Origin of the sequence: Streptomyces aurantiacus, from assembly GCF_027107535.1 — a bacterium.
Classification (GTDB): domain Bacteria; phylum Actinomycetota; class Actinomycetes; order Streptomycetales; family Streptomycetaceae; genus Streptomyces.
In genome coordinates this window covers 2746158-2760078 of the sequence record NZ_CP114283.1, presented here as the reverse complement: position 1 = coordinate 2760078, position 13921 = coordinate 2746158, and the positions used below count along the sequence as shown (strand labels likewise).

The following is a 13921-nucleotide window of genomic DNA, read 5'->3' as shown; positions in this document are numbered from 1 at the left end:
GCGCGCTCAGGGTGCGGCCGCGTGTTCGAGTCGCCGGGCTCCGGCGACGGCTCTCGGTCGCTCTCCGCTCCGGGCGGTCCCGGTGGCGTCGACGGGCGCGGAGGAATGGAGGCGCGGCGCGCTTCCGTACTCATGCACCCCCCGTTTCCTCGTCCCCGGGGCGACCGACTCGCCGAAGGAACCCCTCCGGATCCGTTCCCCGCTTGCGTGCGCGTCACTCTACGGGTTGACGCTGCGCGAGGGGGAACCAGTCCGCGGGCCCGCGGCATCTGCCCGGAACGTCCCCCTACCCTGCGGTAATCAGGTCTGGCAGGCTTCGCCCATGACTGCCCGCGCCGCAGACCGGGCCCGCTACGACCGGGCCACCGCTCACCTAGACGCACCCGTCGCGATCGTGGACCTGGAGGCCTTCGACGCCAACGCGGACGACCTCGTCCGGAGGGCGGCGGGCAAGCCCGTACGCGTGGCGAGCAAGTCCGTGCGCTGCCGGAACCTGCTCGAACGCGTGCTGGCCCGGGAGGGCTTCGCCGGGATCATGTCGTTCACGCTCGCGGAGTCGCTGTGGCTGGCACGCTCCGGCTTCGACGACGTACTGCTCGCCTATCCGTCCGCCGACCGGACGGCGTACGCGGAGCTCGCGGGCGATCCCAAGCTCGCCGCCGCCGTGACCGTCATGGTCGACGACCCCGCGCAGCTGAAGCTCATCGACGACGCCCGGGACGGCGGGCGCGAAGTGGTGCGCGTCTGCCTGGAGTTGGACACCGCGCTCAAGATGCTCGGCGGCCGGGTCCGGGTCGGTGCCCGTCGTTCGCCCCTGCACTCCGCGGCCCAGGTCGCCGAGATGGCCCGTGCGGTGGCCCGCCGGCCCGGTTTCCGGCTCGTCGGGATCATGGCGTACGAGGGGCACATCGCCGGTGTGGGCGACGCCCTGCGGGGGCGCCCGTTCCGCTCGCGTGCGATCCGGCTGATGCAGGCCACGGCCCGCAAGGAGCTGGCGCAGCGCCGGGCGGACGTCGTGCGTGCCGTTCGCGCCGTCGCGCCGGACCTGGAGTTCGTCAACGGGGGCGGCACGGGCAGTGTCCAGCACACCGCGGCCGAGGACTCGGTGACCGAGATCGCGGCCGGGTCCGGGCTGTACGTGCCGCGCCTCTTCGACAACTACACGTCGTTCAGCGGGCGTCCGGCCGCGCTCTTCGCGCAGCCGGTCGTGCGCCGGCCCGGGGTCGGCGTCGTGACCGTCCTCGGCGGTGGCTATCCGGCGTCGGGTGCCCCGGGCCCCGACCGGCTGCCCGTGCCGTACCTGCCCGAGGGCCTGCGGTACGACGCCCAGGAGGGTGCCGGAGAGGTGCAGACGCCGCTGCTCGGCTCGCCCGCCGACGATCTGCTGATCGGCGACAAGGTGTGGTTCCGGCACGCGAAGGCCGGAGAGCTGTGCGAGCGGTTCGACGTGCTGCACCTCGTCGAGGGCGACGCGGTGACGGCGACCGTGCCGACGTATCGCGGCGAGGGCCACACGTTCCTCTAGGCCCTGTCGTCACCTTCCCGTCCGCCGGGCGACGCCTGGCGCCGCGACAGGCGAGGAGCGGGGCGGCGGAGGCTGGGGCCGGTCGCGCTATCGGGTGGGCCCGATGCTGCTGCCCACTCCACCGCCCGTGCCCTCGTCCCCGATCGGCCGGATCCCCTTGGTGATCCGGTCCATGTCGGCGAGCGGCGGCCCCTGCTCGCCCGCGTCGAAGAAGTACCGCACCATGACCAGCGACTCCGAGCCGACGCTGGACGGGAAGGCCGTCGACTGGACGTACCCTCCGGGCCCCGCCTCGGTCCTGACGCGCCAGCGCACGAAGTAGCCGGTGCGCCCCGCGACCGCGACCGGCCCCTGCTCGACCAGCCGGTGGGACGTGATGCCGTGGTACGGGCGCTCGTCGACCTTGTTGCGGTCGAACGCCCGGTCGGCCGCTTCGGATATGTCGTCCCTGGCGAGGGCCTCGGGGGACTTCTCGTCGTTCGCGGTCACCGTGCGTGAGATGACGGTCCCGTGGCGGCAGAGGCCGTCGTCGCCCGGGCAGTCGTACGTCCCCGGTGTGGTCATCACGACGTCCGTCTCGGTGACGTTCTCGGGTCTGGCCCATCCGTCGAGCAGCGGCAGGGTGATGCCGTTGAGCTCGTCCACGACGACGGCGGGGTCGTCGGCGGACGGTTCCGAGGTGGACTCCGAGGGCGAGGGCGGCCCGCTCGTCGGCGCGGACGCCGTGGGCGTCGGCGCGGTCCGTGCCTCGGGGTCGCCGTCGTCCCCGCTCAGGACGACGGCGCCCGTGACGATGGCGGCGACGAGGACGGCCCCGGCGGTGGTGAGGGCGATCGTCCTCGCCCGTCCGGAGCCGCCGCCGGGCGCTGTCACCACCGTCTGTGCCATCGGCGCGAACTGCGGCTGTCCCTGCGGCGGTTGCTGTTGCGGCACCTCGGGAGTACGCCGGTGCTCGGTCCAGGCGGTGCCGTCCCACCAGCGCTCCACGTGCGGGCCCGAGGGGTCCCGGTACCAGCCGGGCGGAGGCGTCATGCTCATCCAGGCACTCTAGGGGGCTTCGGCGGACACCGGTGCGGTACCCGCGCCCCGAGCGGGACGGGGGACCGTGCCGGTGTGCGGTCCCGGTGCGGGGCCGCCTACTGGGGCGTGACGTACGCGCCCGAGATCCCCCCGTCCACCAGGAAGTCCGTGGCGTTCACGAACGACGAGTCGTCGCTGGCGAGGAAGGCGACGGCGGCGGCGATCTCGTCGGCCTCCGCGAACCGCCCGAGCGGGATGTGCACGAGGCGGCGCGCGGCCCGCTCGGGGTCCTTGGCGAACAGCTCCTGGAGCAGGGGGGTGTTGACCGGCCCGGGGCACAGGGCGTTGACCCGGATCCCCTCGCGGGCGAACTGCACGCCGAGCTCACGGGACATGGCGAGGACGCCGCCCTTGGACGCGGTGTACGAGATCTGTGAGGTCGCGGCGCCCATCCGGGCCACGAACGAGGCGGTGTTGATGATCGACCCCCTGCCCTGTCGCCGCATGTAGGGGATCGCGGCCTTGCAGCACAGGAACACCGAGGTCAGGTTGACCTCCTGGACGCGCTTCCAGGCCTCCAGGCCGGTCTCCAGGATCGAGTCGTCGTCGGGCGGGGAGATGCCCGCGTTGTTGAAGGCGATGTCGACGGATCCGTACGTGTCGTTCGCGGCCCTGAAGAGCGCCTCGACCTGTTCGGCGTCGGTGACGTCGACCTTGACGAAGATCCCGCCGAGTTCGTCGGCGGCGGCCTTGCCCCGGGTCTCGTCGACGTCGCCGAAGACGACATGGGCGCCCTCGGAGGCGAGCCGGCGGGCGGTGGCGAGGCCGATGCCGCTCCCGGCACCCGTGATGACAGCGGTACGGCCGACCAGGCGGCGGCAGACGATGGCGTCGGTCGATTCGGTCACTGTGCGGGGCCCTCCGTACTGATGAAGACGTTCTTGGTCTCGGTGAAGGCGGTCAGGGCGTCCGGGCCGAGCTCACGGCCGATGCCCGACTGCTTGAAGCCGCCGAAGGGGGTCCAGTAGCGGACCCCGGCGTGCGAGTTGACGGACAGGTTCCCGGCGCGAACAGCGCTCGACACGCGCAGGGCGCGGCCCACGTCGCGCGTCCAGATGGAGCCGGCCAGGCCGTAGTCCGTGGCGTTGGCGAGGCGGACGGCGTCGGCCTCGTCCTCGAAGGGGAGGACCACGGCGACCGGTCCGAAGACCTCCTCGACGGCCACGCGCGCGTGGGGCTCGATTCCGGTCAGGACGGTGGGCGGGAACCAGAATCCGGGGCCTTCGGGGGCGGTGCCGCGGATCCCGGCCAGGTCGTCGGTGACGTACGACCGTACGCGGTCCCGCTGGGCCGCCGAGATCAGCGGGCCCATGGTGGTCTTCTCGTCGGCTGGGTCGCCGACGACGACGGACTCGATCGCTGGGGCGAGGAGTTCGAGGAAGCGGTCGTACGCCGAGCGCTGGACGAGGATGCGGGTGCGGGCGCAGCAGTCCTGGCCGGAGTTGTCGAGGAACGACATGGGGGCGGACGCCGCGGCGGCCTCGATGTCCGCGTCGGCGAAGACGATGTTGGGGCTCTTGCCGCCGAGTTCGAGGGTGACGCGCTTGAGGAGCGCCGAGCCCTTGGCGAGCACCTGTTTGCCGACGGTCGTCGACCCCGTGAAGACGATCTTCGCGACTCCGGGGTGTTCGACCAGCGCGTTGCCGGTGACGGCGCCGGCCCCCGGGAGCACCTGGAAGAGGTGTTCCGGCAGGCCCGCCGTGAGGCCGAGCTCGGCCAGCCGCAGGGCCGTCAGCGGGGTCGTCTCGGCGGGCTTGAGGATCACCGCGTTGCCCGCCGCGAGCGCCGGAGCCGTGCCCCAGGCCGCGATCGGCATCGGGAAGTTCCAGGGCGCGATGACCCCGACGACGCCCAGCGGTTCGAGGATCGTCACGTCGAGGCCGCCGGGGACCGGGATCTGGCGCCCGGTGAGCCGCTCCACTCCCCCGGCCGCGTAGTCGAGGAGGTCCCGGACGTTGCCCGCCTCCCAGCGGGCGTTGCCGACGACGTGTCCCGCTTCGCGGACCTCCAGCTGGGCCAGCTCTTCGAGGTGTTCGTCGACGACGACGGCGAACCGGCGCAGCAGCCGGGCCCGCTCGCCGGGTGCGAGGGCGGCCCAGCGGACCTGGGCCTTCGTGGCCCGTGCGACGGCCGCGTCGACGTCCGCCGCGTCGGCGCCCCGGACGGTGGCGACGACTTCTTCGGTGGCCGGATCGAGCACCAGCAGCTCGTGTTCTCCGGGCGGGGAGGGCGTGTGCGACAACGGAGGGCCTTTCACATGCGTTCGAAGGAGCGGCGGAGCTCCCAGTCGGTCACCGCGGCGTCGAAGGCGTCCAGTTCGACCCGCGCCATGTTGCGGTAGTGGGCGACGACCTCGTCACCGAAGGCGGCCTTGGCGACGGGACTGTTCTCCCAGAGCTCGGCGGCCTCGCGCAGGGTGGTCGGCACGTGTTCGTACCCCGCGGTGTAGGCGTTGCCCGTGCACGCCTCCGGCAGCTCCAGCTTGTGCTCGATGCCGTACAGACCGGCCGCGACCAGGCCGGCGACGGCCAGATGCGGGTTGACGTCCCCGCCGGGCAGCCGGTTCTCGAACCGCATCGAGCGCCCGTGGCCGACCACGCGCAGCGCGCAGGTGCGGTTGTCGTATCCCCAGGCCACGGCCGTCGGCGCGAACGAGCCCTGCTGGAACCGCTTGTAGGAGTTGATGTTGGGCGCGTACAGCAGGGAGAAGTCGCGGAGCGCGACGAGCTGTCCGGCGAGGAAGTGCCGCATGACCTGCGACATCCCGCCCGCGCCGTCGCCCGCCATCACGTTGGTGCCGTCGGCGTCGGTGAGCGAGAGGTGGATGTGGCAGGAGTTGCCCTCGCGCTCGTTGTACTTCGCCATGAAGGTGAGCGAGACGCCCTCCTGGGCGGCGATCTCCTTGGCGCCCGTCTTGTAGACGGCGTGCTGGTCGCAGGTGACCAGGGCCTCGTCGTACTTGAAGACGATCTCGTGCTGCCCGGGGTTGCACTCGCCCTTGGCGGACTCGACGGTCAGGCCGGCCCGGGTCATCTCGTTGCGGATGCGGCGCAGCAGGGGCTCGATGCGGCCGGTGCCGAGCACCGAGTAGTCGATGTTGTACTGGTTCGCCGGCGTCAGGCCACGGTAGTTGGCGTCCCAGGCCTGCTCGTAGGTGTCCTTGAAGACGATGAACTCCAGCTCGGTCCCCACCTGGGCGGTGAAGCCGTGCTCGGCGAGCCGCTCCAGCTGGCGGCGGAGGATCTGGCGGGGCGCGGCGACGACGGGCGAGCCGTTGTCCCAGGCGAGGTCGGCGACGAGCATCGCCGTCCCCGCGTTCCAGGGCACCCGGCGCAGGGTGCTCAGGTCCGGATGCATGGCGAAGTCGCCGTAGCCGCGCTCCCAGGACGACATCTCGTAGCCGTCGACGGTGTTCATGTCGGTGTCGACCGCGAGGAGGTAGTTGCAGCCCTCCGTACCGTGGTCGAGGACCTCGTCGAGGAAGAAGCGCGCGGCGAACCGCTTGCCCTGGAGCCGCCCCTGCATGTCGGGGAACGCCAGGACGACCGTGTCGATCTCGCCGCTCGCGACGAGGGTGTGCAGTTCCTCGACACTGAGGGATGGTGTGCGGTCTGCCACGGGAAAGGCCTCCTTGGGTCAGCCGAGAGCCATAAGGTATTGCGGAGAACCATTGCTTGGGAAGGGGGTACGGCCAGATGTCGCAGACGAACGCGGACCGACAGGCTCCGCAGGTCGACGACCGCCTGACGCCGGTGCTGCGGCCGGTGCGGGCGGGCAACGGCTTCGAGGAAGCCCTGGAGCAGATCCTCCAGGTCGTGCGGCTCGGCCTGGTGCCCGGCGGCGAACGGCTGCCGTCGGAGCGGGAGCTGGCCGACCGCCTGGGCATAAGCCGGGTGACACTGCGCGAGGTGCTGAAGGTCCTCCAGGACCAGGGCCTGGTCGAGGCACGGCGCGGCCGGTACGGGGGCACGTTCGTGCTGCCGCGGACCGTGACGCCCGGCGAGGACGAGCTGCGCCGGCGCATCGGGGCGGTCGACGTCGAGGACGTGCTCCGCTTCCGGGAGGTGCTGGAGGTGGGCGCGGCCGGGCTGTGTGCCCAGCACGGGCTGGACGACGAGCAGGCCACGCGGCTGCGGGACGCCCTCACGCGCACGCGCGAGGCCCCGCTCGCCGACTACCGGCGCCTCGACACCATGCTGCATCTCACGCTCACCGAGCTGTGCGGTTCGCCGACGCTGAGCGCCCAGTACGCGGGTGTGCGGGCGTCCGTCAACGACCTCCTGGACTGCATCCCGCTGCTCGTGCGGAACCTGGAGCACTCGCAGCACCAGCACGCCGCCCTGGTGGAGGCGGTGCTCGACGGTGACGCGGACGGGGCGCGGGAGATGATGCGCGAGCACTGCGCGGGTACGGCCGCCCTGCTGCGCGGCTTCCTCACGTGACGCCGGGCCTCCCCCGGGCGGCCGCTGTGAGGACCGTTTAACGGTCACGTAGCGCACAGGTGTTGCTTTCTGGCCACGCAGCCCGCAAAGGTATGGATCCGTTCCATTGCGTATCGCCGCCCCGTGGGGAGCCGTCCATGTCCGTGGATTCCACCAAGCCTCGTGCCGCCGGAGAGGCGGACGACTATCTGGAGCGCAGGACCCTGCGCAGAGGCAGCGCCGGATGGGTGCTGCTGACCGGCCTCGGCGTCGCGTACGTCGTCTCCGGCGACTACTCGGGCTGGAACTTCGGCCTCGCCGAGGGCGGCTTCGGCGGCCTCGCGATCGCCATGGTCCTCATGGGCCTGATGTACACGTGCATGGTCTTCGCGCTCGCCGAGCTCTCCTCCGTCCTGCCGACGGCGGGCGGCGGCTACGGCTTCGCGCGCCGGGCGCTCGGCCCCTGGGGCGGCTTCCTGACCGGCACGGCGATCCTCATCGAGTACGTCCTCGCGCCCGCCGCCATCGCCATCTTCATCGGCGACTACGTCGAGTCGCTGGGCCTGTTCGGTCTCACCTCCGGATGGCCCGTGTACCTGGCCTGCTTCGTGATCTTCATCGGCATCCACCTGTGGGGGGTCGGCGAGGCGCTGCGCTTCAGCTTCGTCGTCACCGGGATAGCCGTGGTGGCGCTGCTGGTGTTCGCGGTCGGCGCCTTCCCGGACTTCGACGCCTCGCGGCTCGACGACATCGCGGTGGATCCGAGCGCCTTCGGCTCCAGCTCCTGGCTGCCCATGGGCCTGCTCGGCATCTGGGCCGCCTTCCCGTTCGGCATGTGGTTCTTCCTCGGGGTGGAGGGCGTACCGCTGGCGGCCGAGGAGACGAAGGACCCGGCCCGTTCACTGCCGAGGGCGATCCGCTGGTCGATGGGCATCCTGATCGTCCTGGCCCTGCTGACCTTCTTCGCCGCCGCCGGGGCGCGCGGCTCGGCGGCGATCCAGGAGGCCGGCAACCCGCTCGTCGAGGCCCTCCAGCCGGACGGCGAGGCGACCACGCTGAGCCGCGTCGTCAACTACGCGGGCCTCGCGGGCCTGGTGGCCTCGTTCTTCTCGCTGATCTACGCGGGCTCGCGCCAGCTCTTCGCCCTCTCGCGGGCCGGCTACCTGCCCCGCTTCCTGTCCCTGACGAGCGGCCGCAAGGCCCCGTACCTGGGTCTGCTGGTACCGGGCGCGATCGGCTTCTCGCTGGCCGCGGCGACGGGCGACGGTGCCCGCATGCTGAACATCGCGGTGTTCGGCGCCACCATCTCGTACGCGCTCATGTCGCTGTCCCACATCGTGCTGCGCCGCCGCGAGCCGGGTCTGGAGCGGCCCTACCGTACGCCCGGCGGTGTGCTGACGTCCTCGGTGGCGCTGGTCCTGGCCTGCTCCGCGCTGGTGGCGACGTTCCTGGTGGACGTGACGGCGGCGGTCATCGCGCTCCTGGTGTACGTGGTCGCGCTCGCCTACTTCGGCCTCTACAGCCGCAAGCACCTGGTGGCGAAGGCGCCGGAGGAGGAGTTCGCCGCGCTCGCCGCGGCCGAGGCAGAGTTGGAACGCAACTGAACCGGCAGAAGGAGAACAGGGTGGGCGGCAGGCCGCTGATCGGAGTCAGCACGTATCTGGATTCCGCGCGCTGGGGCGTGTGGGAGCTGGAGGCGGCGCTGCTGCCCGCCGGGTACCCCCGGCTGGTGCAGGCCTCGGGCGGGCTCGCCGCGATGCTGCCGCCGGACGATCCCTCGTTCGCCGCGGCGGCCGTCGCCCGCCTCGACGGGCTCGTGATCGCGGGCGGCCCCGACGTGGATCCGTCGCGGTACGACGCCGAGCGCGACCCCCGGACGGGCCCCGAGGCACGCCGGCGTGACACCTGGGAACTCGCGCTGATCGATGCCGCGCTGGCCTGCGGCACCCCGCTCCTCGGTGTCTGCCGCGGGATGCAGCTCCTGAACGTCGCGCTCGGCGGGACGCTCGTCCAGCACATCGACGGGCACACCAGGGCCGTGGGGGTCTTCGACCGGCATGCGGTGAAGCCGGTGCCCGGGTCCCTGTACGCCGCGCTGGTGCCGGAGGAGGAGTCCGTGCCGACCTACCACCACCAGGCCGTGGACCGCCTCGGCACCGGGCTCTTCGCCTCGGCGTTCGCGGGGGACGGCACCGTGGAGGCCATCGAGCTTCCCGACGCCGGCTTCGTCCTGGGTGTCCAGTGGCATCCCGAGATGGGCGAGGACCTGCGCGTCATGTCAGGGCTGGTCCGAGCCGCTTCCTGAGCCAGTCGACGGCGGCCTCGCCCTGGGCTCCCTGGAAGGCCCTGAGGGTCGGCAGGCCCGGCGGCGCCGGCTGCCGCGACTGGTGCACGAAGTAGCCCGCGAGGGCGGCGAGGACGGACGTGACACCGTCCGGGTCCACCTCCCGGCCCAACGGGTGGGCGGTGAACGTCGCTTCGGGATCCGGGCCGCCCTGCGCGCGGACGCACGGAAGCATCCCCAGGAGGTCGAACCACGGGGCGGCGAGCTGGGCGTGGGGCCAGTCGACGAACAGGACGCGCCGCGCGGCGGAGTTCGTGACAAGGATGTTGTCCGCGCGGAGGTCGCCGTGGGCGAGGGTGTCACCCGTAGCGAACTCCCCCCAGGGCGCCGCCAGTTCGGCCAGCGCGGACAGGTTCCGTACGATCCAGGGGTCCAGGCCCTCCCCCTCGTCACCGGCGTCGAGCATCTTCCGCCAGCCGAGGAGGCGCCCGCGAGCCGTTCGGAGACCGGGGGAACGTCCACCGGTGACGGGGTGAGCGCGCGGCTCAGCTCCGTCACGGCGTCGAGCACCAGCCTCAACTCGCTCTCGTTCCACGGCACATGCGGCTGGCGCCCCTCGACGTCCTCGAAGACGAGCGCCACCCAGGCCCCGTCGTCGTAGGTCCCGAGGAGTCGCGGTGCGGGCACGTCCGCGGGCAGTGCGGCGGTGTTCCTCGCCTCCCGCCGGTGCATGGGCGCGCTGTGCGGATTCACCGCGCCGGTCACCGCCTTGACGAACCCCCGCCGCCCTTTTGCGGTCCTGACCCGGGCCGCCGCTCCCGGCGAGAAGCCGCCGGTCTGGGTGACGGCCTCCACGACGGGTGCGCCGAGCACGTCCGCGACGGCCCGGCGCACCGCCTCGGGGAGTTCCTCCCACGGCGTACGGACGCCTGCGGCCGGCGGAGCGGTTGAAGTCATGCCCGCATGGTGGGCCGGGAGCGGGACTCGGCGCCACCGTAATTCTCAGGGCTCTCGGCTCTCGGCTTCCGGCCCCGGCAGGCACTGGGCGCGGTACGGACAGCCCGCGGCCGCGCCTACGAGCGAGTCAGTGTCAGCAGATCCCGTGCGGGCCCCGTCGGCCGGTGCCCCGCCGGCCAGACGGCCCGCAGGTCGCGGCTCAACCGGACACCGTCCACGGGAATCGAGACGAGCCGCCGGGCGGACAGTTCCTCGCCGAGCGCCAGCTCGCTCAGCACCGCGGGTCCCGCCCCGGACGCGACGGACGCCTTGACCGCCGTCGTCGAGGACAGCTCGATCAGCGGGCGGGCGAGCCCGCCGAGCGCCTCGTCCAGCACCTGCCGTGTACCCGATCCCTTCTCCCGCAGGATCAACGGCGTCGCCGCGAGCTCCTCGGCCCCGAGCGCCTTCCGCCTGCGCGCCCACGGATGCCCGGGCGCGGTGACCACCATCAACCGGTCGTGCCCGATCACGACCGAGTCGAGCCCGCCCGCCACGGACACCCCCTCCACGAACCCGAGGTCCGCCTCGCCCCCGAGCACCCGCTCGGCGACCACCGTCGAGTTGCCGGCCAGCAGCGACACCGCCGTGTCCGGCCGCTGCGCCCGCAACGCGATCAGCCACCCGGGCAACAGGTACTCGGCGATCGTCATGCTCGCGGCGACCCGCAGCCGGGAGTCCCGCCGGTCCCGCAACGCCTGCGCGCCCGCGTCGAACACCTCCGCCGCCTCCACCACCCGCCGGGCCCAGTCCGTCACCAGCGCGCCCGCGTCGGTCAGCCGCGATCCCCTGGGCGACCGGTCCACCAGAGCGACGCCCAACTGCCGTTCCATGGAGCGGATCCGGCTGCTGGCGGCCGGCTGCGTGATCCCGACCTCCCGGGCCGCCCGCCCCAGACTTCCGAGCCGCGCCACGGCGAGCAGCAGCTCCAGCGCGCCCAGGTCGGGCACCCGGTGCGCCAGCCCGCCGCCCGGGCCCGCCCCCGCTGCACGAACTCCCTGGTCACCCGCCCCGCCATCCCGACTCATAAGCCCACCTTATGCCCCCATAGACCCGTGCTCCCTGGTGAGGCCCCCGCCCGGCAGGCACCGTGAAGTCATGGTCACCGCCGCCCGCCCCCTCCCCGCCCCCACAGGTCACGCCGACCACGTCGACCACTCCGGTCACTCGGGCACGCGTACCGGCCGGAACCCTCACCCGCGGGCCCAGGCCGTGCGCCACCTCGGCCCCAACTGGTACGCCACCGTCATGGGCACCACGATCGTGGCCACGGCGGGCGCCGGCCTCCCGCTCGGCATCCCGGGCCTGCGGACCCTCTGCACGGCGTTCTGGGCGCTCTCCCTGGTCCTGCTGACCGCCCTGCTCGTGGCCAGGGCCACGCACTGGACCCACCACCGGGACCAGGCGAGGGCCCACCTCCTGGACCCCGCGACGGCACCGTTCTACGGCTGCCTCGCGATGGCCCTGCTCGCCGTCGGCGGCGGTGCCCTCGTAGTCGGCCGGGACTGGATCGGCACACCGGCGGCGGTCGCCCTGGACGCCGTCCTGTTCACGACCGGCACCCTCATCGCCCTGGCGGCGGCCGTGGCGGTCCCGTACCTGATGGTCGTACGCCACCGCGTGGACTCCTCCCAGGTCACCCCCGTCTGGCTGCTCCCCCTGGTCGCCCCGATGGTCTCCGCCGCGCTCGGCCCGCTGCTCGTGCCGCATCTGCCGGCCGGCCAGCCGCGCGAGACCCTGCTTCTCGCCTGTCTGGCGATGTTCGGTCTCAGCCTGCTGGCCACCCTGGTGACGCTGCCGATGGTCTTCGCGCGTCTGATCACGGGTGGCCCTCTGCCGCTCGCGCTCACCCCGTCGCTCTTCCTGGTACTGGGTCCGCTGGGGCAGTCCACGACGGCCGTCGACAAGTTCGCCGTCGCCGCTCCCGGCGTCGTGCCCGCCCCGTACGAGCAGGGTTTCGCGGTCCTGGCGGTGCTCTACGGCGTGCCGGTCATGGGTTTCGCGCTGTTGTGGCTCGCGCTGGCCGGCGCGATGGTGCTGCGGGCCCGGCGCAGGGGCATGGGCTTCACGATGACCTGGTGGGCGTTCACCTTCCCCGTGGGCACGTGTGTGACCGGTACCGAGGGGCTCGCACGGCACACGGGGCTCGTGGTCTACGACGGGCTCACGGTCGCCCTCTACGCCCTGCTGCTCGCCGCCTGGGCCGTGGCCGCCACGCACACGGTCCGCGGCCTGGTCAGCGGACGGCTGCTCGCAGCGCCCTCGCGAGCACGTCCGGTGCCTGCGCCAACGACGGCCCGTACCACGTGAGATGGCGCCCGTCGACGAGGGCGCAGGGCACCCCCGGAAACTCCTCGGGCCCGTCGTCGCGGGTGAAGCGGTACGGCTCGTCGGGCAGCACGACCAGGTCCAGGTCCGCCGCGCGCAGTTCCTCGGCGGACACGCGCGGATAGCGTTCGGCGTGTGCCGCGTAGGCGTTGTCGACGCCCATCCGCGCGAGCACGTCACCCGCGAAGGTGTCCCGCCCGAGCACCATCCAGGGCCGCCGCCAGACCGGTACGGCCGCACGCAGCCGGACCGCGGGTGACGGCGGGTCGAGCCAGGCCTCCTCGGCCTCGTCCAGCCAGCGCGGCCGCCCGCGCGCACCACACGCCGCGAGCACCCGCTCCAGGTCGCGGAAGGCGCCCGGCAGGTCCCGTACCTCGGTGACGAGCACCTCCAGGCCCGCGTCCCGCAGCGCGGTCAGGTCGGGCTCCCGGTTCTCCTCCTCGTTGGCCACGACGAGATCGGGAGCGAGCGCGGCGATCCGCTCCACGTCCGGGTTCTTGGTGCCGCCGACGCGTACGACGTCGAGCCCGGCGGGATGGCTGCACCAGTCGGTCGCCCCGACGAGGACGCCCGGCGCCGACACCGCGACGGCCTCGGTGAGGGACGGGACCAGCGACACCACGCGCATGCCCGGGCCGGGGTGCGGGTGCGGGCTCCCGGCACGCCGCTCACCGGCCGGGATGGTCCACCGCCTCGACGTGGTCGGCGACGGCGACGACGAGGACCCGGGTGTCCTCCTCGGTGGCCCGCCACCGGTGACGCACTCCACCGGTCAGGTACAGGGTGTCGCCCCGCCCCAGGCGGTACGCGCGGCCCTCCGCCTCGACCTCGACGACGCCGTCGGCCACGTACATCAACTCGTCGTTGCGGTGCTGGAACTCACGGCCGGCGTCCTGGTCGCCGGAGAACTCCATGGCGTGCAGCTGGTGGTGACCGCGCACCAGGGGGCGCACGCGGGGCTCGTGGGTGAACTCGGAGTCGTCGGCGCGCACCACGTCGACACTGCGCGCCGGGTCGGCTGCCGCCAGCAGCTCCACGCGGGTCGTGCCGAGGGCATCGGCCATGCGCTCCAGCGAGCGGGTGCTGGGCCGGGCCCGTTCGTTCTCGACCTGGCTGAGGAACGGCACCGACAGACCGCTGCGCTCGGCGACGACGGCAAGAGTGAGCTCCAGCGCCCGGCGGCGCCGCCTGACGGCCGCGCCCACTCGAAGGGTCTCTTTGCTTTCGTCCATCGCTTCGGCTCCCCCCTGTGCGTCGTCGGTGCATGAGGTGCGAAGGCGGCGCGGT

At 72.8% G+C, this 13921-nt stretch carries 13 protein-coding genes; 5 read left to right on the top strand and 8 right to left on the bottom strand.

Going from position 1 to position 13921, the window contains the following annotated elements; genetic code table 11:
• Positions 1 to 322: 322 nt before the first annotated feature.
• The gene (locus O1Q96_RS13895) at positions 323 to 1525 is read left to right on the top strand and encodes an amino acid deaminase/aldolase (protein ID WP_269248468.1); all 1203 of its coding nucleotides are present in this window, start codon (positions 323 to 325) and stop codon (positions 1523 to 1525) included.
• 87 nt (positions 1526 to 1612) lie between these two features.
• On the opposite strand, the gene O1Q96_RS13890 is transcribed toward O1Q96_RS13895, so the two are convergent.
• The 4 genes from O1Q96_RS13890 to O1Q96_RS13875 form a co-directional block, all read right to left on the bottom strand.
• Complete coding sequence (locus O1Q96_RS13890) at positions 1613 to 2557, bottom strand: DUF2510 domain-containing protein (RefSeq protein WP_269253592.1); 945 nt, start codon at positions 2555 to 2557, stop codon at positions 1613 to 1615.
• Between the two features lie 104 nt (positions 2558 to 2661).
• Positions 2662 to 3453, bottom strand: coding sequence for a 3-oxoacyl-ACP reductase (locus tag O1Q96_RS13885; RefSeq protein WP_217454920.1), 792 nt, complete (start codon positions 3451 to 3453; stop codon positions 2662 to 2664).
• The gene (locus O1Q96_RS13880; RefSeq protein WP_269248467.1) at positions 3450 to 4847 is read right to left on the bottom strand and encodes an aldehyde dehydrogenase family protein; all 1398 of its coding nucleotides are present in this window, start codon (positions 4845 to 4847) and stop codon (positions 3450 to 3452) included. Before O1Q96_RS13880 ends, O1Q96_RS13885 begins: the two co-directional genes overlap by 4 nt.
• 11 nt (positions 4848 to 4858) lie before the next feature.
• Positions 4859 to 6223, bottom strand: a complete 1365-nt coding sequence (locus O1Q96_RS13875; protein ID WP_269248466.1) for a glutamine synthetase family protein — start codon at positions 6221 to 6223, stop codon at positions 4859 to 4861.
• 77 nt (positions 6224 to 6300) lie between these two features.
• On the opposite strand from O1Q96_RS13875, the gene O1Q96_RS13870 reads away from it, so the two are divergent.
• The 3 genes from O1Q96_RS13870 to O1Q96_RS13860 all read left to right on the top strand — a co-directional run bounded on the left by O1Q96_RS13870 (position 6301) and on the right by O1Q96_RS13860 (position 9331).
• Positions 6301 to 7047, top strand: a complete 747-nt coding sequence (locus tag O1Q96_RS13870) for a FadR/GntR family transcriptional regulator (RefSeq protein WP_269248465.1) — start codon at positions 6301 to 6303, stop codon at positions 7045 to 7047.
• 137 nt (positions 7048 to 7184) lie between these two features.
• Positions 7185 to 8630, top strand: a complete 1446-nt coding sequence (gene eat / locus O1Q96_RS13865; protein WP_269248464.1) for an ethanolamine permease — start codon at positions 7185 to 7187, stop codon at positions 8628 to 8630.
• 20 nt (positions 8631 to 8650) lie between these two features.
• Positions 8651 to 9331 (top strand): gamma-glutamyl-gamma-aminobutyrate hydrolase family protein, encoded by a 681-nt coding sequence (locus O1Q96_RS13860; protein WP_269248463.1) that lies wholly within the window; start codon positions 8651 to 8653, stop codon positions 9329 to 9331.
• Here the strand turns inward: O1Q96_RS13860 and O1Q96_RS44215 are convergent.
• Both O1Q96_RS44215 and O1Q96_RS13850 read right to left on the bottom strand, forming a co-directional pair.
• A complete protein-coding gene (locus O1Q96_RS44215; protein WP_331276039.1) occupies positions 9300 to 9776 on the bottom strand; it encodes a phosphotransferase in 477 nt (158 codons plus the stop codon). The genes O1Q96_RS13860 and O1Q96_RS44215 overlap by 32 nt on opposite strands.
• A 607-nt stretch (positions 9777 to 10383) precedes the next feature.
• Positions 10384 to 11334, bottom strand: a complete 951-nt coding sequence (locus O1Q96_RS13850; RefSeq protein ID WP_269248462.1) for a LysR family transcriptional regulator — start codon at positions 11332 to 11334, stop codon at positions 10384 to 10386.
• A gap of 70 nt (positions 11335 to 11404) precedes the next feature.
• Here O1Q96_RS13850 and O1Q96_RS13845 point away from each other — a divergent pair, with 70 nt between their 5' ends.
• Entirely contained in the window at positions 11405 to 12616 is a 1212-nt protein-coding gene (locus O1Q96_RS13845) for a TDT family transporter (protein ID WP_269248461.1), read from the top strand.
• Here O1Q96_RS13845 and O1Q96_RS13840 read toward each other — a convergent pair.
• Both O1Q96_RS13840 and O1Q96_RS13835 read right to left on the bottom strand, forming a co-directional pair.
• Entirely contained in the window at positions 12543 to 13262 is a 720-nt protein-coding gene (locus O1Q96_RS13840) for a helical backbone metal receptor (RefSeq protein ID WP_269248460.1), read from the bottom strand. The genes O1Q96_RS13845 and O1Q96_RS13840 overlap by 74 nt on opposite strands.
• 40 nt (positions 13263 to 13302) lie before the next feature.
• Complete coding sequence (locus tag O1Q96_RS13835) at positions 13303 to 13866, bottom strand: helix-turn-helix domain-containing protein (RefSeq protein ID WP_269248459.1); 564 nt, start codon at positions 13864 to 13866, stop codon at positions 13303 to 13305.
• Positions 13867 to 13921: the final 55 nt, after the last annotated feature.